The sequence below is a fragment of the Oceanobacter mangrovi genome, from assembly GCF_019740315.1.
Lineage (GTDB): Bacteria > Pseudomonadota > Gammaproteobacteria > Pseudomonadales > Oceanobacteraceae > Oceanobacter > Oceanobacter mangrovi.
Map to the genome: position 1 here is coordinate 431211 of NZ_JAHXZR010000001.1, position 20847 is coordinate 452057.

Annotated in this window: 19 protein-coding genes; 10 read left to right on the plus strand and 9 right to left on the minus strand. The window is 53.2% G+C overall.

Annotation, left to right across the window (positions count from 1 at the left end):
- Nucleotides 1-69: 69 nt before the first annotated feature.
- The 5 genes from K6123_RS01850 to rep all read left to right on the plus strand — a co-directional run bounded on the left by K6123_RS01850 (nucleotide 70) and on the right by rep (nucleotide 5979).
- Nucleotides 70-1611 (plus strand): YifB family Mg chelatase-like AAA ATPase, encoded by a 1542-nt coding sequence (locus K6123_RS01850; RefSeq protein WP_221793537.1) that lies wholly within the window; start codon nucleotides 70-72, stop codon nucleotides 1609-1611.
- 95 nt (nucleotides 1612-1706) lie between these two features.
- Nucleotides 1707-2357, plus strand: a complete 651-nt coding sequence (gene leuE / locus K6123_RS01855; protein ID WP_221793538.1) for a leucine efflux protein LeuE — start codon at nucleotides 1707-1709, stop codon at nucleotides 2355-2357.
- 59 nt (nucleotides 2358-2416) lie between these two features.
- Nucleotides 2417-3607: a YbfB/YjiJ family MFS transporter gene (locus K6123_RS01860; protein WP_221793541.1), complete on the plus strand. Its 1191-nt coding sequence runs from the start codon at nucleotides 2417-2419 to the stop codon at nucleotides 3605-3607.
- 45 nt (nucleotides 3608-3652) lie between these two features.
- Nucleotides 3653-3859 carry a hypothetical protein gene (locus tag K6123_RS01865; RefSeq protein ID WP_221793543.1) on the plus strand — a complete coding sequence of 69 codons (207 nt, stop codon included), beginning with the start codon at nucleotides 3653-3655 and terminating at the stop codon, nucleotides 3857-3859.
- 92 nt (nucleotides 3860-3951) lie between these two features.
- Complete coding sequence (gene rep, locus K6123_RS01870; RefSeq protein ID WP_221793545.1) at nucleotides 3952-5979, plus strand: DNA helicase Rep; 2028 nt, start codon at nucleotides 3952-3954, stop codon at nucleotides 5977-5979.
- A gap of 428 nt (nucleotides 5980-6407) precedes the next feature.
- On the opposite strand, the gene K6123_RS01875 is transcribed toward rep, so the two are convergent.
- From K6123_RS01875 to K6123_RS01900, 6 genes are all read right to left on the minus strand, one after another.
- Nucleotides 6408-6863: a hypothetical protein gene (locus K6123_RS01875; RefSeq protein ID WP_221793547.1), complete on the minus strand. Its 456-nt coding sequence runs from the start codon at nucleotides 6861-6863 to the stop codon at nucleotides 6408-6410.
- Nucleotides 6860-7507 (minus strand): hypothetical protein, encoded by a 648-nt coding sequence (locus tag K6123_RS01880; RefSeq protein WP_221793549.1) that lies wholly within the window; start codon nucleotides 7505-7507, stop codon nucleotides 6860-6862. The genes K6123_RS01875 and K6123_RS01880 overlap by 4 nt, the downstream gene beginning before the upstream one ends.
- A gap of 55 nt (nucleotides 7508-7562) precedes the next feature.
- On the minus strand, nucleotides 7563-7955 hold the full coding sequence (locus tag K6123_RS01885; protein ID WP_221793551.1) for a hypothetical protein: 393 nt from the start codon (nucleotides 7953-7955) through the stop codon (nucleotides 7563-7565).
- Nucleotides 7955-8590: a peptidoglycan recognition protein family protein gene (locus tag K6123_RS01890; RefSeq protein ID WP_221793553.1), complete on the minus strand. Its 636-nt coding sequence runs from the start codon at nucleotides 8588-8590 to the stop codon at nucleotides 7955-7957. The genes K6123_RS01885 and K6123_RS01890 overlap by 1 nt, the downstream gene beginning before the upstream one ends.
- Nucleotides 8591-8661: 71 nt before the next feature.
- Complete coding sequence (locus tag K6123_RS01895) at nucleotides 8662-8892, minus strand: hypothetical protein (RefSeq protein WP_221793555.1); 231 nt, start codon at nucleotides 8890-8892, stop codon at nucleotides 8662-8664.
- 221 nt (nucleotides 8893-9113) lie between these two features.
- Complete coding sequence (locus tag K6123_RS01900; RefSeq protein ID WP_221793557.1) at nucleotides 9114-9356, minus strand: hypothetical protein; 243 nt, start codon at nucleotides 9354-9356, stop codon at nucleotides 9114-9116.
- Between the two features lie 14 nt (nucleotides 9357-9370).
- On the opposite strand from K6123_RS01900, the gene K6123_RS01905 reads away from it, so the two are divergent.
- Nucleotides 9371-10030, plus strand: a complete 660-nt coding sequence (locus K6123_RS01905) for a 3'-5' exonuclease (RefSeq protein ID WP_246624559.1) — start codon at nucleotides 9371-9373, stop codon at nucleotides 10028-10030.
- Between the two features lie 432 nt (nucleotides 10031-10462).
- Here K6123_RS01905 and K6123_RS01910 read toward each other — a convergent pair whose 3' ends face one another.
- The 3 genes from K6123_RS01910 to K6123_RS01920 all read right to left on the minus strand — a co-directional run bounded on the left by K6123_RS01910 (nucleotide 10463) and on the right by K6123_RS01920 (nucleotide 14152).
- Complete coding sequence (locus tag K6123_RS01910; protein WP_221793559.1) at nucleotides 10463-11302, minus strand: hypothetical protein; 840 nt, start codon at nucleotides 11300-11302, stop codon at nucleotides 10463-10465.
- 170 nt (nucleotides 11303-11472) lie between these two features.
- Nucleotides 11473-12522: a hypothetical protein gene (locus K6123_RS01915; protein ID WP_221793561.1), complete on the minus strand. Its 1050-nt coding sequence runs from the start codon at nucleotides 12520-12522 to the stop codon at nucleotides 11473-11475.
- A 292-nt stretch (nucleotides 12523-12814) separates the two neighbouring features.
- Nucleotides 12815-14152, minus strand: coding sequence for an NAD(P)/FAD-dependent oxidoreductase (locus K6123_RS01920; RefSeq protein ID WP_246624560.1), 1338 nt, complete (start codon nucleotides 14150-14152; stop codon nucleotides 12815-12817).
- Nucleotides 14153-14456: 304 nt separating this feature from the next.
- Between K6123_RS01920 and K6123_RS01925 the strand changes: the two genes are divergently transcribed.
- From K6123_RS01925 to K6123_RS01940, 4 genes are all read left to right on the plus strand, one after another.
- Entirely contained in the window at nucleotides 14457-17456 is a 3000-nt protein-coding gene (locus K6123_RS01925) for a TonB-dependent receptor (protein WP_221793563.1), read from the plus strand.
- 102 nt (nucleotides 17457-17558) lie between these two features.
- The gene (locus K6123_RS01930) at nucleotides 17559-17825 is read left to right on the plus strand and encodes a DksA/TraR family C4-type zinc finger protein (protein ID WP_221793564.1); all 267 of its coding nucleotides are present in this window, start codon (nucleotides 17559-17561) and stop codon (nucleotides 17823-17825) included.
- Between the two features lie 75 nt (nucleotides 17826-17900).
- Entirely contained in the window at nucleotides 17901-19730 is a 1830-nt protein-coding gene (atzF, locus tag K6123_RS01935; protein WP_221793566.1) for an allophanate hydrolase, read from the plus strand.
- Nucleotides 19731-20031: 301 nt separating this feature from the next.
- Entirely contained in the window at nucleotides 20032-20733 is a 702-nt protein-coding gene (locus K6123_RS01940; protein ID WP_221793568.1) for a GntR family transcriptional regulator, read from the plus strand.
- The last annotated feature ends 114 nt before the right edge of the window (nucleotides 20734-20847 follow it).

A 20847-nucleotide genomic window follows, 5' to 3' on the forward strand; every position in this document is an offset into this window, starting at 1 on the left:
TCCCGGCTACTTTCCTGTTGAGGGTATGTTTAGAATTGCTGTGAATTTGTCAGTAAGCAAGGATCGCTTATGTCGTTCGCCAGTGTCACCACACGGGCACTACTGGGGGTTGAATCCCCGGAAGTGCGGGTCGAGGTTCATCTCTCCGGCGGTTTGCCCTCGCTCAGTCTGGTTGGTATGCCGGAAACCGCCGTGCGTGAAAGCAAGGATCGGGTGCGTAGCGCCATCCTGACCAGTCAGTTCGATTTTCCCGCCAAACGCATCACCATTAATCTCGCCCCGGCCGATTTGCCGAAAGACGGCGGTCGTTTTGATCTTGCCATTGCGCTGGGCATTCTGGCGGCGTCCGGCCAGTTACCCGCGGATGCCCTGCAAGGCCACGAATGGCTCGGTGAACTGGGTTTGAATGGTGAATTGCGACCAGTCTCCGGCGCGCTGCCGAGTGCTGTACGCTGTGGTCAGCAAGCGCGCAGGCTGGTGTTGCCGCAGCAGAATGGTCAGGAAGTGGCGCTGTCAGATCAATGTGATGTCCGCACCGCCACCACGCTGGCGGAAATCGTTGAATATCTGAAAGGCAATCAGCAACTGGCGACCGTCTTGCCCGATGCGGTGGATGAAGGCCGCGAGCGGACGCTGGCCGATTTACTCGATGTCAAAGGCCAACCGCAGGCACGGCGAGCGCTGGAGGTTGCTGCTGCCGGTGGTCATAACCTGTTGTTTATTGGCCCGCCAGGGACCGGCAAAACCATGCTGGCCAGTCGTTTGCCGGGTATCTTGCCGCCGATGTCGGAAGCGGAAGCGCTGGAGTCGGCGGCCGTCTATTCCATCGCTGCCAGCAACTCCGATTGGCTGCAGCACTGGAAGCAGCGGCCGTTTCGGGCACCGCATCATACGGCTTCGGGAGTGGCGCTGGTTGGTGGTGGCAGCAATCCGCGGCCGGGGGAAATTTCGCTGGCCCATGGCGGTGTGCTGTTTCTCGATGAGTTACCGGAATACAGCCGCAAGGTGCTGGATGTGTTGCGCGAGCCACTCGAAAGCGGCCGTATTGTTATCAGCCGGGCCCAGCGCAGTGTGACTTTCCCTGCACGCTTCCAGCTGGTGGCTGCAATGAATCCATGTCCGTGCGGTTATTTTGGAGATCCCTCCGGCCGTTGCCGTTGTAACGAAGAGCAGATTCGGCGTTATCAGGGCCAGACATCCGGTCCCTTGCTGGATCGCATCGACCTCCACGTCGAAGTCCCGGCGATGCCAACCGCGCTGCTGCAACAGGCACCGCCCGGTGAGTCCAGCCAGGTGGTGCAGCAACGGGTGTTGGCTGCCCGCCAGCGTCAGTTGCAGCGCCAAGGCTGTAGTAACAACGAACTGGCTGGCCAGCAGCGCGATCAGGTTTGTGCCTTGCAAGCCGATGATGAGGCCTGGTTATTGGCGGCGGCGGAAAAACTCAATCTCAGCGCTCGCGGCTTTCACCGGGTACTCAAGCTGGCTCGTACCATTGCCGATCTGGCTGGCAGCGAACATATCCACAAACCACATCTGCTGGAAGCCATTGGTTATCGCAGTCTCGACCGGCTGGGCGCTGCGGCGACACCTGCTGCAGCTGCCAGACGTTGAATATCGACGACCTTGCATGGCAGGAGTAAGATCGCGCTGATCCGAAACGGCGATCATTTGATCAATTCGAGCGGCGACACGCTCAGGGGGCCTGTGTGTTTTACGGTATTACCGATCTGACAGCATTTGTGATTGGCACCATTCTGATTGTGCTCTTGCCTGGCCCCAACTCCATGTATGTGATGTCGGTGTCGGCGCGTCAGGGCATTGCGGCAGGCTATAAAGGCGCCTGCGGCGTGTTTGTTGGCGACACCATTCTGATGATTCTGTCGGCATCGGGGGTGGCGTCACTGGTGCAGGCGTATCCGCCGTTGTTTATGGCGCTGAAATACGCCGGTGCGCTGTATCTGTTATGGCTGGGATTCAATTTGTTGAAAGCCGGTTTTAGTGGCTGGCGTCAGCGGGCCGAAGAACAGTTGCCACAAACCGAAGTGCAGCAGGCTTCCAGCCCGTTCCGGGTGGCGCTGACCATCAGTTTGCTGAACCCCAAGGCGATTCTGTTTTTTGTTTCCTTCTTTATTCAGTTTGTATCGCCGGATTATGCCTGGCCAGGATTGTCGTTCCTGATTCTCGGAGCGATTGTGCAGGTCTGCAGCTTTCTGTATCTGTCGGCGCTGATTCTCAGTGGTTCCTGGCTGGCCGAAGCCTTCCGTAAACGGCGGCGGCTGGCCGCAGTGTCGACCAGTGGCATTGGCAGCCTGTTTATCGGCTTCGCCGTCAAGCTGGCCGGTGCTGGGCTCGGCTGAGCCAGAATCGTCCACAGGTCGTATGGTGCTGATTCAATGGCCCGCCCATGATGAGCACCATGACGACTGATTCTGCTGTTTCTTCCCAACGTTACCGGGTTATTGCTGCCGGTATTTTTGCCCTGATGCTGACGGTCGGTCTGGCACGCTTCGGCTATACACCGCTATTGCCGGTGATGCAGCAACAGGCCGGGCTGTCGGATCTTGCTGGTGGCTGGCTGGCGACCTTCAACTACCTGGGCTACATCTCCGGCGTGATTCTGGCCTCGCTGGTGAAGGATCTGCTGACCAAGTTTTTTATCTATCGGCTGATGTTGATCGTCGCCTTGCTGACGACATTGGCGATGGGGCTGACCGACAACCTGTTGTTGTGGGGCCTGCTGCGTTATCTCTCTGGCCTGTCGAGTATTGCTGGCATGTTGCTGGCGTCCGGGCTGGTGCTGAACTGGCTGATTCGCCATCAGCTGCGACCGGAGCTGGGGCTGCATTTCACCGGCATGGGTTTTGGCATTATGGTCACCGGGATCGCCTCGGCGCTGGTGGTCGGTTGGCTGCGCTGGGATGAGCAGTGGCTGTTGATGGGCTTGATCGGCATGTTGTTTTTTGTGCCTGCCTGGCTCTGGATGCCGCGCCCTATAGCGTTGACCACCCAGCATCAGGCCAGTGCACCGCCACCTCCGTCGAAACGCTGGCTGTGGTTGATGATTGCCGCCTATTTTTGCGGTGGTGTTGGGTATGTTATCAGCGCCACCTTTATTGTCGCGATTCTGGAAAAATTGCCAGTGTTTGCCGGTAGCGGCGCCTGGGTTTGGGTGATCGTTGGACTGGCAGCGGCACCATCGGCATTTTTATGGGATCTGGTGGCCCGCAAGCTGGGAGACATAGGTGCGCTGATGGTCTGTTACCTGCTGCAAAGCCTCTCCTTTGTGCTGACCATGATGAGTGCCGAATTAGTGCCTAATCTCATCAGTGTGGCGCTTTACGGCAGTACCTTTATTGGCATCGTCAGCCTGACCTTGACGGTGATTGGCCGCCAATTTCCCCATAACCCGGCGCGGGCGATGGCGCGGCTGACGCTCAGTTATGGTGTCGCGCAGGTGCTGGCACCGGCGCTGTCTGGCTACATCGCTGAAATGACCGGCAGTTATCACGGTGCCTTGCTGATCGCAGCCGTGGTGATGCTGTTGGGCATGTTGCTGCTGGGGTTACTGTTGTGGGGCAGTCGCATTACGACCGGGCAACAGCTCTGAACTGGCAAACCGCCGAAGGCTGAACCACACTTCAGGTATCGCATCGTGTTGGATGTCAGCCGTATGAAGAAAAAACCACCGGAAAATCATGACAAGCGCAAGCTGGCGATTTTTCTGGTCGTTGTGGTCATTCTGGTTGCCATGATGGCGGTCTACCATTACCGCACGCCCAGCCCATTCCACAACGAACTGTTTTTTGGGCCAATGAACGACCCTGAACCGGTGGCAGAGCCCGCTGCACCGAAGCCGTAATCGTGGGGTAGACGGCTGAATTGTCATCACCGCGCCACTGAAATTCATATCGCTCTGAGCTAGAATGCCCGCCCAGTTCAGAGGAAGTGCCCGTGGTCGATTTAACCCAGCTTAACCCCCGTCAACGCGAAGCCGCCAAATACATTGATGGCCCCTTGCTGGTACTGGCCGGGGCTGGCTCGGGTAAAACCTCGGTAATTACCCGCAAGATCGCCTATCTGATTGAATCCTGTGGCATCAAATCCCATCACGTCGCGGCGGTGACCTTTACCAACAAGGCTGCTCGCGAGATGAAAGAGCGTGTCAGTGCGCTGGTTGGCAAAGGCGGTGCCCGTGGTCTGACGGTATCGACCTTTCACAACCTCGGCCTCAATATCCTGCGGCAGGAACTGACGGCGTCTGGCTACAAAGCCGGTTTTTCGATTCTCGACCAGGACGATTGCAAAGGCATTATCCGCGATGTGATGCAGCGTGAGCACGGCGATGATGGCGACATGATCGACCTGGTGCAGAACACCATTTCCAACCTCAAGAACGACCTGATTACCCCGGAACAGGCGATCAAGCAGGCAGCCAGCCCGCAGGAAATGCTGATTGCCCAGACCTACTCGATTTACCAGCGCATGCTGAAGGCCTACAACGCGGTGGACTTCGATGACCTCATCATGGGGCCAACGCTGTTGTTCATGAACCATCAGGACGTGCTGACCCGCTGGCAGAAAAAAATCCGTTACCTGCTGGTGGACGAATATCAGGATACCAACACCTCCCAGTACGAACTGGTCAAACTGCTGGTGGGATTCCGTGGCGGCTTGACGGTGGTGGGCGACGACGACCAGTCGATTTACGCCTGGCGTGGCGCGCGGCCGGAAAACCTCGCCTTGCTGAAAAAAGACTTCCCGAATCTGAAGCTGGTCAAACTGGAGCAGAACTACCGCTCGACTGGCCTGATTCTGAACGCCGCCAACCGGGTGATCGACAACAACCCCCACGAATTCGAGAAAAAGCTCTGGTGTGACATGGGTTACGGTGACCCGATCCGCATCCTCAAGTGCAAGAACGATGAGATTGAAGCCGAGCGGGTGGCATCGGAAATCGTTGAACGCCGTTTGCGCTACGGCTGTGGCTACAAGGATTTTGCGGTGCTGTATCGCGGTAACCACCAGGCCCGTATGATCGAAATGAAACTGCAGGCCTATCAGGTGCCTTACAAACTCAGTGGTGGCCAGTCGTTCTTCGGCCGCAACGAGATCAAGGACATCATGGGTTACCTACGGCTGATCGTGAATCCGGCAGACGATGCTGCCTTCCTGCGCATCATCAACACCCCGCGGCGCGAAATTGGCCCGACCACCATTGAAAAGCTCAGTGAATACGCCGCCATGCGCAACACCAGCATGCTGTCGGCCACCACCGAAATGGGCCTCGAACAGGTACTGACGCCAAAAGCCGTCGACCGTTTGCGGCGCTTTGGCCACTGGCTCGAGAACATCACCCGCAACGCCTACACCGACGACCCGATTGCCTCAATCAAGGAGATGCTCACTGACATCGACTACGAAGGCTATCTGATGCAGAACTCGGGCACTCCCAACCAGGCCGAACGGCGCATGAAAAATGTCTGGTTCCTGGTCGACTCGATCAGCAAAATGATCGAAAAAGCCGACGAAGTGGGGGAAGAGCTCACCATCGAAGACGCCATCGGCAAACTGATTCTGCGCGACATGCTCGAACAGCAGGAACAGGAAGACGACTCGGACCAGGTACAGCTGCTGACCCTGCATGCCTCCAAGGGGCTGGAATACCCGCACGTTTACATCATTGGTATGGAAGAAGAGCTGATGCCGCACCGGAACAGCATCGAAGCCGACACCATCGAAGAAGAACGCCGCCTGATGTACGTGGGCATCACCCGAGCCAAGCGTACGTTAACACTCACTTACGCCGCCAAGCGCCGCCAGTTTGGCGAAACTGCCGACACTACCCACTCGCGCTTCCTCGACGAACTACCTCCGGACGATGTTGAATGGGAAGGCAAGGTTGAACGCACCCCGGAAGAACAGAAAAAACGCGGTCAGGAGACCCTGGCGGGGTTGAAGAACCTGTTTGGGGATTTGTGAATCCCAAACAGATTCCAAGGGTATCCTATTCTGGTTTGATGCAATTACCAGAATAGGATTAGTAGTTAAAAGTAGTAATATTCATTCGTTCTTTGATGTTTTTGCATTCGGTATAGGCACTTTCCAGTACATAAGACTCGATAAGGTGGTCTAGGAAAAGGCCTCCAATGCATAAAGTTAATAATGTGGTAAGGAAAGTTCGGTGCGCAATTAATGCACCTATTTTGCGATAGAATAAAATGAATACTTCCAATGATACCGCGGGAATGCAATGCTGGTAAGAAATAAACCAAATGGCCGGAACAATTCAATAATTTCTTGGTGAGCAGCGATCTCTTTCAGTGTTATGAAATACCCTTTTATAATCAGGTAGTATGCTAATGCTGTAAAACAATGAAAAATCAGAAATGCTGTTCTATGCCTTGTCATTAGGACTTCTTTAAACTCAGCCAATTTTTATGAAAAATCGACATGTTTCTTTTAACCGGGTACTTGTTGTTGAAAAAAGCGTACCTGGAGTGAGAATATACTTTCAAAAGCCATTGCTCATTGTTATCAAAAAACAAAAAAATAATATTTCCTGAATCAGAAATGGAAATATTTCTGAGCATTCCTTCTGAATACATTGCAGAAAGCTCCAGTGAATCCATGAGATGTAAGCTATTACTAAAATAGTATACGTATAGTGCCTCTTCGAAAGGGTTTCCTTCCGTGACCAGGACAAGGAAGTTTTCTCCAACTCGATACTGAGCTTCCAGCACCTTTCCTGAAACCTCATATTGCTTTTTTAATTTTTTGTTTTCAAGCAACACTTTTGGTGTTTCATTAGGCTCTTCTATCGTATCTATGACATGAAATTCATCTATTTCCTTTGTGGGAATCATAAAAACCACCCAAAAGTGAAATCAGCACCTGGTGCACCCAATGCGCCTCCTACAAATACCCCGATAGTGACACAAACAGGAACGCCCGGCCCAGAGGCAAGTCCTGCCACCGCTCCGCCAGTAACACCTCCGGCGAAACCTCCAGCAATTATTACGCTCTCTCTCGCCGTAACAGTTACCTTATCTTCTGCAACAGCGATGTTGTCAACGGCAACACCGATAGTAACAATCAATAGTCCTCGGCCCAGCTTACTATATTTACTGGCCGGTGCATTTACAGAAGGTCTTGTCCTGCCAGAACTTTCTATAATCTCCAGATATACCCTGTTTTGATTTTGGGCGGATAAATTCGAAAACGATTTTCCAAACATGCTATTTACATATTTGTCGGTTAATTCTGATAAGGTTAATCCGGTATTTTTTGTCTTTACCGCTGTCGCCTTACCTATGTCACTTGATCGTAAGCGTTGTGCTTCAATAATCTGGTTTTGTATCCCTTGAACCTGATTTGCCGCTTCTTCTGCCGTTATTGCTCCAGAATTGACTTTTGCCCGGAATTCTTGAGCCGTTTGCTCTGAAAATTTTTCTAGAACCCACGCAGAACACTGAGGTCCTGAGCCTATGAGGTTTTTCTGCAGCTTCAAGGACTCAAACACCGGCACAGCTCCGCTGCATCCGTGTGTTTTGGTTTGTTATTTTTTAATTTAATCCAGGCAAGGCTTGGCTACATTTTTCCTTACATAAATATCGATTATTAGCACCGTTGTTATTAGATAAATAACCTGCGCCTCCTGCATATATTACCCAGTCATATTGTTTCCCGTGAATGTCTATGCCACCAATGTATTTGCATGGGAGTATGATTGCGTCTTGGTTAAATTCATATTCATTAACTTCTTCTGCAGTAGAAAAATAGGTAACCACGTCGGCTTTGGATAGCGTAAATGATTCACATATTTCATACTCCGGAAGGTTTTTATCTACACTCTTTGTATATGTCATCACAATTAAATTTTCATCACACCCCTTCTGACAGGAAACCAAAAAATGGAGTAGAACAAAAAAAATAACTAAAGATACTTTCCTTGTCATTACACTGCACCAGAAAATATATATTGGAGCAACTGAGCACCTTCTGTTACTTCCTTTCTGGCTATAGCGCCATGGGCATAAACATCATTATTAATACTTAAACCGTATTTCGTTGCAATCAGCTCAATTAGCCACTTGGTTGATTCAAGTTGCTTTAATGTTGGTTTTTCAAAAGATTTTTCAGAAGGCAAAAACTTACCTACAATCTCAATGCCTATAGAATCATTATTAGATGGATATCTAAGGGGGTATTTCTTGGCAACCTCGTGCCTTGAAAGATTTTTTGCACGACGCCCAAAACTCAATCCTTCTTCATATATCAACGCGGTTATAGTTTTTAGCTCTTTAGGATTACAGCTTTTTTCGATTTGGCAGCGAGGCAGCAAAATTCCAACATGCCAGCAAGTCTTTAATAGACTAGCTGTCTGGTAAATATAACCAGTTTTATCTATAAGAAAATGTGCACCTGCTTTTTTTCCATTTGCATACGCATTTAGTGTACCGTCGGCGGTTGTAGAATCAGTCCGATGCAATACAATTGAACTTACCTTAGTAAGATTATCATGCTCAATTGAGGCGAATGTTTTGGATTCAACATTATCATCGACAACAATCCCATTTTCAATTTTTGCCATAATTCCCCCTTGTTGCTTACAGTAAATATAACGGCCGGAGCTTTGTCTTTTGTTGTCAGGCTTTCTATTTCCTACAGCTTCAACGTTATGCTATCCAGTGCCGGTACAACATAGTTGGTGGATTCCTTTAAGGCTGGAAATACGGTTTGGGCAACGGCAGGTCCAACCTTATCTTGCCATACTTGGATCAATTGTTCAGAGCTTAAAATATCTAGTTGATGTCGATTGTTGTCCAGCTTCGATTTGATTTGTGCTTTTCGGTTTTCAAGGCGAAGAAATTCAGCATGGGTTACGCGTGTCATTATTACGTCCTGTATCTGACGGTTGATAATTGAACAGGAAATACAGATCAGCGTTATCAGGGAATAGTTGTATCACTAAACTGTGATCAAGGTTGGCTCAGTAAAGTCAGTTTGTGACTATTTCTGCAAAGCAGGATTTTCTTACAAATTGAGCTGAAACAGGGCAGTAAAACGAGGCGGAGTCTGACTTGCCCCGTCGAGTCGCTGAATCGGCTCATTTGCTAGTCAATCTCAACCGACCACAAGCGCTGGTTGGCATCATATTCACCAACAGCTTCAATCTGCCGAAGGGGCCGAATGTCAGCGCCTGTTTGCAGGGTCCAGAAGCGATTCACTATGGTAGCGGTGTTGTTCTGGCTCAAAATAATTTCCCGCTGTGGCGGTATGAAGTAGGTGCCGACCAGTTGCTCGCTGTTGGCCCGCCGTAAACGAATCACGGTGCCTCGAACAGGTACTGACGCCAAAAGCCGTCGACCGTTTGCGGCGCTTTGGCCACTGGCTCGAGAACATCACCCGTAACGCCTACACCGACGATCCGATTGCCTCAATCAAGGAGATGCTCTCTGACATCGACTACGAAGGCTATCTGATGCAGAACTCCGGCACTCCCAACCAGGCCGAACGGCGCATGAAAAATGTCTGGTTCCTGGTCGACTCGATCAGCAAAATGATCGAAAAAGCCGACGAAGTGGGGGAAGAGCTCACCATTGAAGACGCCATCGGCAAACTGATTCTGCGCGACATGCTCGAACAGCAGGAACAGGAATACGACTCCGACCAGGTACAGCTGCTGACCCTGCATGCATCCAAGGGTCTGGAATACCCGCACGTTTACATCATTGGTATGGAAGAAGAGCTGATGCCGCACCGCAACAGCATCGAAGCCGACACCATCGAAGAAGAACGCCGCCTGATGTACGTGGGCATCACCCGCGCCAAGCGTACGTTAACACTCACTTACGCCGCCAAGCGCCGCCAGTTTGGCGAAACCGTCGATACTACCCATTCACGCTTCCTCGACGAACTACCTCCGGACGACGTTGAATGGGAAGGCAAGGTTGAACGTACCCCGGAAGAACAGAAAAAACGCGGCCAGGAGACGCTGGCGGGGTTGAAGAACCTGTTTGGGGATTTGTGAATCCCAAACAGATTCCAAGGGTATCCTATTCTGGTTTGATGCAATTACCAGAATAGGAGTAGTAGTTAAAGGTAGTAATATTCATTCGTTCTTTGAGGTTTTTACACTCAATATATCCACTATTCTTGATGTGATTATCTACCAGAAAATCCATAAAAAAACCTGAAGAAATAACCAGGAAAATACCAATAAATATTATTTTTAAAGTGGCATCTGGTCCCAGATTTAATCTTTTTTCCACGATTACCAGAAGATGAAACAAAGATACCAGACTTAGTCCGACAATGGCGCCAAAGGGGCGGCTTGTATATATAAGCTCAGTCCTGGATTCAACCTCTTCTAACGTTATTGAATATCCTCGAAAAACCATATATAGAGCCAGGGCCGTTGCTATGTGAAAACCCATCATGTAGTAAAGATGCTTGGGTATTTTTAAAAGCATTGTACACCATAGTCCCAGAAATTATCGTGGCAATCTTCAATCTTTTCATTGAATTTGTTGATTATATTTCTTCCATTATTGTCAATATTGCGCAGTTTTTCCGATATCGAGGATAATTTCGATACCAGTGAGTCGGTAATATTATATTGCTTGTCTATGCTGTTTAGTATAGCGCCAGCTACTAATCCAACAATAACTGCAATAGCCAGAGGGCCAAGAGCAAACATGGAAACTCCAGCGCTCGCAGCGACTGCTATAGCTCCAGATACAGCCAAACTACTGACGATGGCTCCAATACCAATTTTCACTAAATCTGTCGCGGTCTCACCGACCAGCAACCCAAGTGTTGCTTCATCGTCTAATATGTATTTGACAACATTCAGTGGTACGACCAAATAAATCGTAATCCTGGCACCACTAACGATAGATTTGTTTACTCCCTCTTTAGTTAAGGCCAGTTCCACCATTTTCGCATTGCTGGCCAGATATCGGGTTCCCTGAATAAGAGAGCGACGGCCTGCCAGCCCTTTTATAATGACGTATTGTTTGCCTTGTACCATTTTCGTCTGAATTCGACCTAAGATTCCAAGGTCGGAAGCGACTCTACCTAATGTTATGCTATCCAGAGTTGGTGCAACATAGTTGGTGGATTCCTTTAAGGCTGGCAATACGGTTTGGGCAACGGCAGGTCCAACCTTGTCTTGCCATACCTGAATCAATTGTTCAGAGCTTAAAATATCTAGTTGATGTCTATTGTTGTCCAGCTTCGATTTGATTTGTGCTTTTCGGTTTTCAAGGCGAAGAAATTCAGCATGGGTTACGCGTGTCATTATTACGTCCTGTATCTGACTGTTGATAAATGAACAGGAAATACAGATCAGCGCTATCAGGGAAGAGTTGTATCACTAAACTGTGATCAAGGTTGGCTCAGTAAAGCCAGTTTGTGACTATTTTTGCAAAGCAGGATTTTCTGACAAACTGAGCTGAATCGGCTCATCTGCTAGTCAATCTCAACCGACCACAAGCGCTGGTTGGCATCATATTCACCAACAGCTTCAATCTGCCGCAGCGGCTGAATGTCAGCGCCGGTTTGCAGGGTCCAGAAGCGATTCACTATGGTGGCTGTGTTGTTCTGGCTCAGAATAATTTCCCGCTGTGGCGGTATGAAGTAGGTGCCGACCAGTTGCTCGCTGTTGGCTCGCCGTAAACGAATCACGGTGCCCCGATCAGAGAAGTTGGTGACCCGTAGCCGACCAGGTAACAGGGGTGTGTTGGTTGCTGCGACAGTCGCTGGCACTGTGGGTGGTTCCAGTACGATATGGCGAACCACGTTGGTGAGTCCGTCTGGGGTTGTTTCAATGACAGGTGCACTTTTCAGTTGCTGTTGATTCAGCACGCCAACCAGTTTGCTCATCGACAAGGCATCCAGATTGGTCGGAGTGACTGCTTCGGCGGGGCTGTCGGCCGTCGTATCTGGTGGACTTGTTGGTGGTTTTGCCGATGCGCTTTGGAGCGGCTGATGCTGCATCAGTTGCATGCTGGCCTGCATGGTTTCCAGCTGCAGGCTGATGGTGCCGAGTTGTTGATTAAGCTGGGCCATTTGCTGGCGGGTTTGTGATTGTTCCAGCTGCAGTTTGCGCTGGGTTTCTTGCTGGGCACGGCGGAGTCTGGCGGCTTCGTTGACCTTGTCTACAACTTCGTCTGGATCGGCGGTCAGCAAGGCCCTGACCTGATAATCTCCATCGTTAAACGACTCTTCCAACACTCGATAGCTGACGGTTCCTGCTGTCAGGCTATGAATTTGCTGTTGCTGCCAGATTCGGCCTTCACCGGTTTCGCGGATATCCAGCCGTTGCTCGACATACGTGCCAATTTCACTGATCAGGTTGGCAATCACACGAGCCTGAGCAGCATCGCGGGCCTGGTTTGGGCTTTCGTTTTCAGAGGAGTCGTAGTGATAGCTTCGTTCGTAAATCTGAGGGGCAGCACTGCTATAGAGCGGCATGAACAGCAGGCAAGACAGAAAACGCTGCATGAACGGCAAGTCCATTTGATAACCGGAATATGTGATGAGGTTAGCAAAAGAACGGGCAAGCGGCCATGTTGCTGGTTGTGGTGCCGACCAGCTGGAGAGATTGGCGGCTCTGTTGCCAGGGGAGGGGAAACAGGGGAGGGGAAGGAGACGGAAACAGGCATCCTGAACGCGCAGCGCTTCAGGATCCATGCTGTAGTGAATCGAGAATCGCCGTAGGGATTCCAGGGCTCGCAAGCTCGTCTGGAATGACGGGTCTTTAAACGTTTTTAGAACACGGAAACAGGCGTACCTGTTTCCGTGCTGCAGGTTAGTGCAACTTCATCTTTGGCTTGATGGCCTTGGTCAGCCAGTCGGCAGCGACAATCAGTGCGCCGCGAACCTTGCCGTGAATTGCCAGCTGGTGCAGCCGGTACAGTGAGATATAGAACAGCCGCGCCATATTACCTTCCACGAACATCGACTTGCGGGTCAGGTTGCCCATCAGGGTGCCAACGGCACTGTAGCTGCTGAGGCTGACGAGTGAGCCGTGGTCGTGATACTGGAAGCCTTTCATTGGCTTGCCCTTGCGGCGGGCGAGCAGGTTTTCCAGCACGTTGCTGGCCATCTGGTGGGCCGACTGGGCGCGTGGCGGCACCTGTTTGCCATCGGCGCCGATAGACGCAGCACAGTCGCCGATGATCCACAGGTCTTTGATGACGTTGCGCTCGGCATCGGTGGCCTGGAGGAATTCATTCACTGCTATCTGGTTGCTGCGGGTGAGGCTCAGACCGCTGATATTCCGAACAAAATCCGGTGCCTTGACGCCGGCGGCCCAGACCATCAGGTCGGCGTCGATGCGTTCGCCGTCTTTGGTGAGCAGGCCGTTTTCGTCGGCAGCACTGACCACCACCGAGGTTTTGATCTTGACGCCCAGCTCGCCCAGTTCACGACTGACAGAGGCGGAAATCCGTTCCGGCAGCGCTGGCAATACCCGCGGGCCAGCTTCAATCAGATTCACTTCCAGCTGTTGCTGCGACATCCCGGCCATGCCGTAGGAGGTCAGCAGTTCGGTCACCTTGTAGAGCTCGGCCGACAGTTCAACGCCGGTGGCTCCGGCACCAACGATGGCGATACGCAGCGAATCGCCCGGGCGGTTCTGGTGAATGTCGGTGAACTGGTCAATCAGAGCGGTGTGGAAACGTTCAGCCTGCGACAGTGAGTCGAGCATGTAACAGTGCTGCTGAATGCCTGCAATGCCGAAGTCGTTGCTGATACTGCCAAATGCCAGAATCAGCTGGTCGTATTCAATTGTGCGGGGTTGTTGCAGCTGCTCTCCAGAGCGGTTTTTGCGCGGAGCCAGCGTCAGGGTCTTGTTGTGGACATCGACGTCAGTGAGTTCGCCCAGTTCAAACTGGTAGCCGTGGCGTGCGCCGTGGGCGAAGTAGGAGACACTTTGGGTACCGGTATCAAGTGTGCCGGTGGCGACTTCGTGCAGCAGGGGTTTCCAGATGTGGGTGCGGTTGCGGTCGATCAGTTTGATACTGGCCAGGCCCTTGCGGCCCAGTTTGTGGCCGAGCCGGGTAGCCAGTTCGAGCCCGCCAGCACCGCCACCCACAATCACAATGCGTTGTGGGTCACCGCCCATGGAGGGTTGTTCAGCGTTCATAAGCGCTCCTGTATTTGGATGGATAAGCAAAAAACAAAAATTCGGAGATGACTGCAGTCGTCTGATGTCGTCCGGCCAGAGATACTGTTGACGCTATTATTGCCGGGTTCGCTGCTATTAGCCTTTAGTCGATATTATGGCAGAGCTTGCCGCTTCATACCTCTGTCACACCCGCTGGAGTAGCATGTCGGGCTGATTTTGTGGCATCGCCAGACTGGCCGGTGTCATACATGGCCGGTATTGAAAAGCCGGTTGGAATGGCCAGGCGATGGAGTGCCCTGTCCGGGGTATGGGTACTGAAGGTATGAAAGACCTGGCTGCAAGCCTGCATTTGATCAGGACAGACCGGCGGAGTTCGGCCTGGTTCTGGCTGTTGCTGGCGTTATTTACACTTCCTGTCAAAGCTGAAGCTTCCTGCTTTTACGACGGTGTCAGTCAGACCTCTGTGCTGCATTTGATCGAACAGCTGTCAGAGCGTTATCAGCGCGCGGCAGTGACGGCTGACAGCCAATGGCTGGATGTGCCCATCAACCAGCCGCTGGGCGATTGCCCGCTGGAAGAATTCCTGACGCTGGCGACCGACGGCAGCGATTGGCGTTATCGTCTTGGTCAGGCCGGGGTCGTGTTTTCCTATCATCCGTTAGTCAAGGCTGATGCCGACACGGTTGAACCGGTTACTACTGCAGCTGGCACGGGTCTGCCAGCCGCTGAGGAGGTACTGGTCAAGGGCGTGCAGTTTGCCAGTCAGAACGACATCGCTGCCCGTTATGCCAGTAATAGCCTGTTGCAAAGCGCATCGTTGCCGACTGGCGAGCTGGCAGGCAATAACACTATCACCGCTGCGCTGGGCCGCCAGGCCGCGGTCACCTTTACTCAGGAAGCCGGTAATGACCGTAACATCAGTGTGCGCGGTCTGAGTTCGGACTTTACCCGGGTGACCGTCAATGGCATGCCGATGCTGGCCACCGGCACCAGTATTGACGCCCGTGGCTCGGTAAATAATTCCCGTAGTTTTGACTTCAACGTGATCCCGCAGGGGCTGTTTAACCACATCAGCATCATCAAATCTTCCAGTGCCAGAAGCACAGAGGGGGCAATTGGCGGGGCTGTGGATATGAGCACGCCGAAGCCATTCAACAGTGATGGCCTATTGGCTGGTGGTCGGCAACAATGGCTGACCCTGCAGCCAGAGCAAAACGTTCGTAATGGCAGTGGTGGCGCTGCGGTGCTGGCTGGTGTGCAGGGGATCAGTGAGGATGGTGAACTGGGCTGGCACGGGGCGATCAGTTTCCGCAAACGTACCACTTCGGAAAAAGGCTTTTCGACGGTTCGCTGGCAGCAAGCCGACTGGGGTGAACAAAGCCAGCTCAGTGATGAGCAGCAACAGCAGCTGGACGACGGTGTCTTTTCTCCGCGCCACAACCGCTACGATATTCTCAATCGGGAACTTACCACGCTGGGAGCGACCGGGGTGCTGCAGTGGCGCAAGCAGCCCTGGGGGGATCTGGACCTGACTCTGGTGGCCTCGCACCACAAGCAGGAACTGCACGAATATCACATCACATCCGCCGGTTTGCGTCTGCAGGATCTCAGCGACATCACGGTCAATGATTTTGAGCTGGGCTCGCAAGGCATGGTGTATGGCTCGTTTTCGAATGTGGATATCCGTTCGGAGCACAATCACGAGCTGGATATAACCGATTTGGCCCAACTGTCGCTGGACTGGCGGCGGCAGCTGTCTGAGCGTTGGCAGCTGCGCTCACAACTGGGCTATCAGGCGTCGATTTTCTACAGCCCGTTGCACACCAATATTTCACTGCTGTCGGAAGCACAGGACTTCAGCTACGACCTGCGTAGTAATGGCCGTATCGCCGTGAACCATTACGGTTTCGACATCAATGACCCTGACGAATGGCAGTTGTGGCGAATCACGCTGCAGAATGATCAGGTGGTGAACCGTTATCAGGTTGGTCAGCTGGAAGCCGAATTCCGCCAGACGCCACTACTGACACACTGGTTTGGCGCCAGCTATCAGGGCTTCACTAACGACCGTCAGCAATCCTCTTACACCTATAGCAGTGACAACGGTGACAGCCTTGGCTATACGACCAGCACACCCGACAATTACGCCAGCGGCTTTGGTGTACGTGGCTTGCCATCGAAATGGGTGGTGGCGCGCCAGGGGCTGGTGGATGCGCTGGGGCTGACTGACGATCTGCTGGAAAAAGATCCAACCCAGCAGCGCCAGTTACGGGAAACCTCCTGGGCTGGCTGGTGGCAAAGCGGGTTTGAATTCTGGCAACTCGGCTGGCCCTTACGGGGCGATGTCGGGATGCGTTACGCCCGCACCCGTCAGCAGGTTACGGGGGCCATGCTGATGAGCGATGAAGACAACAGCACTGCGCCGGTCGATGCCCATTTTGCTTATGCGGACTGGCTGCCGTCGCTGCATCTGGTGGCGCAGGCCGATGACGACCTGCTGATCCGGCTGGGTTACAGCCGCGAGATTTCACGGCCGTCAATTGATTCACTGACCTCACCGCTGCTGTTGCGCAGCAGTGCCCGGATTGTTGAAAGCGGCAATATTCAGCTACATCCCAGTCGTGCCCACGCCTTTGACCTGGGGCTGGAATGGTACGGCGATCAGCAAACCCTGTTGGCGGCGGGGCTGTTCTACACCCGCATCGACAGCCTGATTATGGAACAGTCTTCGACCATCACGCTGGATCAGCTGCCGTATTACAACCCCTTGTGGCAAACCCTCGACAACGCCAATGATGACGGTGGTGAATACGAACTGCGTCAGCCAGTGAACGGCCCTGGTACAGACATCACCGGGCTGGAGCTGAATCTGCAACTGCCGTTCAGCCTGCTGCCTGCGCCGCTGAACCGGTTGGGTATCGACGCCAGTTACGCCTTCAGCAAAGCCGTCACCCGTTATCTGGTGGATGAGGGCCATCAAACCCTGCCGCCGCCGGGACTATCGCGCCATGTCTTTAATGGCGCGCTCTGGTATCGCCAGCCAGCTGCCGAACTGGGGCTGACGCTCAGGGCACGCTCGCGTTATCTGACGGAAGTGCCAGGCAATAACGGCAATGATCGCGAAGGCGTCAATGCCTCCGCTATTCTGGGAGCCTATGCCCGCTGGCATTACGACTCGCAGCTGACCATCAGCCTGGATGCCAATAATCTCACCAACGAAGCCTTCGACGAGTTTGTTGATAAAACCAACCGCGTTTACAGCTATTCTGTTACCGGCACCGAAGTTCAGCTGGGGCTGAGCTGGCGATTCGGTGATTCCTGAAAAGCTGTTTTGTGTCGCTGGCAGCGCCAGATGACGCAAGCAGTCAGGCAAACAAACACTTTTTGAGCAACACTGACAAGCTTGATTCTCAGGAGATGAGCGATGGCTTCAGGTTGGGCTCCCGAAGGGGCAGTACAGGATCAGATTGACGCCAGTCTGGAAGACGCGGTGGCCGAAGCCCGTGCGCGTATGCCACAGGGCGACAGCCTTACTCATTGCGAAGAATGCGATAAACCGATTCCCGAGGCTCGTCGCCAGGCTGTGCCGGGTGTACGCCTGTGTATTCAGTGTCAGGCTGAGCAGGAAAAGGAATATCGTCCCAGCGGTGGTATCAACCGCCGTGGCAGCAAGGACAGCCAGTTACGGTAAATCTCTGGCAATAGTCATTTGGCACAGCTCTCGCTCTGTAACTTGTATACAAGTTTGTGTGCAACAGGAGCGACCATGTCTTCATCCATTTCTTCCCTCCCTCAGAGCCTGCCTGAAAACCTGTTGGGCTGGAATTTCAGCGACTGGGCCGGGGCCTATCAATCCGGCTACAGCCCGCAGCAACTGTTGCCTGCGCTGTTGCACAGCATCCGTGCCGAAGAGCTGGAAAATGGCGCGCCTTTCTATGGCAGCGGCTGGATTTCAGTTGCTTCTGATCAACAGCTGGCCGATCAGCTTGCCTCGCTTGAGGGCAAGTCGCCAACATCCTTGCCCCTTTTTGGTGTGCCTTTCGCGGTGAAAGACAATATCGACGTCGCCGGGTTTGTTACCACAGCCGGCTGCCCAGAGTTCGCATTTGAACCGCAGCAGGACGCTCACGTGATCAAACTGTTAAAAGCTGCCGGTGCGGTGGTGATGGGCAAGACCAATCTGGATCAGTTTGCGACCGGTCTGGTGGGGACGCGGTCCCCTTATGGTGCAGTAGCCAACAGTTTTGACCCGCAATACGTCAGCGGCGGATCAAGTTCCGGCTCGGCCGTGACGGTTGCCCGTGGTCAGGTGGCGTTTTCGTTGGGAACGGATACCGCTGGCTCGGGGCGGGTGCCGGCTGGTTTCAACCATCTGGTTGGAATGAAGGCGACCAAAGGATTACTGAGTACTTCTGGCGTGGTTCCTGCTTGTAGAAGCCTGGACGTTGTTTCCATCTTTGCGCTTAACAGCCTGGATGCCGAACTGGTTCTGAGTGTAGCAGGTGGGTTCGATGGAACGGACCCGTTCTCCCGCCAACCCCTGCAACCGGTTCAACGCCGCATCCAGCGTTTGGCGATACCACGGCAACCCGAGTGGTTCGGAGATGAGCAACAGCAGCGGGCTTATGAACAGGCGTGTAGCCAGGCCCGATCCGCCGGTTTCGAGCTGGTCGAAAAGGATTTCGGCCCCCTATTCGAGGTAGCGGCCCTGTTGTACGAAGGGCCCTGGGTAGCAGAACGCTACGCTGCCGTTGGCGAGTTCATGGAACAGGATCTTCCGGGACTCGACCCTGTCGTCAAAGCCATTGTGCTGGCGGGTAAAAATCCGTCGGCAGCGGATGCCTTCCGGGCTGAATATCGTCGTCTGGAACTGATGCGGGCGGTCGATGACTTCTTCAACGACGTTGACGCGCTGTTTGTGCCAACTTCTCCCCACTTCCCGACTCATGAACAACTACGGCAGCAGCCGGTGCTGGCTAACAGCCGTAATGGCGTCTACACCAACTTCGTTAACCTGGCTGACCTGTCGGCGCTTGCGTTACCAGCGCAGTTGCGTGGTGATGGCCTGCCATTTGGTATCACCATCATTGCCCCCGCCTGGCAGGAAATGGCGTTGCTGAGCTTTGCCAACCGCTGGGAAAGCAGCCTCAAACTGCCGGAAGCGCCACTGCTGTTGGGCCGTAAAGCCAACAAGACCATCGACGTTGCCGTGGTTGGCGCCCACCTGACCGGGATGCCGCTGAATCATCAGCTCAGCAGCCGTAATGCCTCCTTGCTGGAAGAAACCCGTACTGCCGCCAAATACAAACTCTATGCGCTGGCCAACACCACCCCACCGAAACCCGGTCTGGTGCGTTTGCCGGAAGCGACAGCTGAGCAAGGTTATTCGCTGATTGTTGAAGTCTGGCGTCTGAGTGAACAGGCCTTCGGTTCCTTTGTGGAAGAAATCCCCCAGCCGCTGGGCATCGGCACGCTGGAACTGGAAGACGGCCGACTGGTGAAGGGTTTTATCTGCGAGCCAGCCGGGCTTGAAGGCGCGACCCATATCAGTGAGCTGGGTGGCTGGCGTGCCTATATCCAGAGTTTGCAGGGATGATTAACGCTCGTTAGTCGTGTGATGATTTTCCTGGGCAATCGCTTTACCTATTAAGGCGGTGTTCTGACCTCCTGGGGGATCTTATCCCCCCGGCCGGTCGGGCGCCCCCTGCTTTGCACTACCGATTCGCGGATCAGTTTTCCCTGCGAGCCCATAACGAGCACGCCCAGATGCGGCATTCCTGCCTTAACTGGGCTAGTCGGCCATCCATGGCCGGGCTGCTCTATTTGCTCTGGTGAAAATTGGCTCATCTTGATGCGCGATTCGTACACGCAATGCCGCTTTCCAGAAGAGTGACGGTATGACAGAAACTATCAAGCGTCCGGTGAATGTCGCTGAACGTATTTACCAGCAACTGAAGCAGGATATTTTCGGCTTCCAGCTGTTACCGGGTGACCGCTTCAGCGAGTCGGAAATTGCCAAACGCATGGATGCGTCCAGAACACCCGTTCGGGAGGCCTTGTATCGACTCGAACGGGATGGTTATGTGCAGGTGCATTTCCGTAGCGGCTGGCAAGTGCGGCCGTTTGATTTCCAGTATTTTGAAGACCTGTACGACTGCCGGATTCTGATGGAGTCCGAGGCGGTGCGACGCTTGTGTCAGGCAGACGATCTGGCTGAAGGACTGGCAGAATTACAGGCTGTCTGGTGTGTGGACGCAGGCTCGCGATTGACGGATTCTGATGTGGTGGCGACGCTGGATGAAGCCTTCCATGAGCAGTTGGTGGCGCTGGCCGGTAATCGCGAAATGGCGCTGTTGCACAAGGGTGTGTGTGAGCGGCTGAAGATTATCCGGCGGCTGGATTTCACCCAGCGAGGGCGTATTGAAGCGACTTATCGCGAGCACAGCGAGATTCTGCAGCATCTGTTGGCGCGTCAGGCGGAGGCGGTTGTGAATAATCTGAAATCCCATATTGAGCTGAGCAAGAACACGGTGCGGGAAATCACCGTGCATCGGATTCAGGAAGCCAAGAGCCTGTATAACGTTAATATCAAGGTGTAGGCCGCACAATTATTCGCAGCGCTTGTAGGCTGAGCCTTGCCCAGCAAATGTTGGGCGGGGCCCAACCGACAATGAATTACCAGTACAGGCCGCAGGTTGGACAAACGAGCGCAG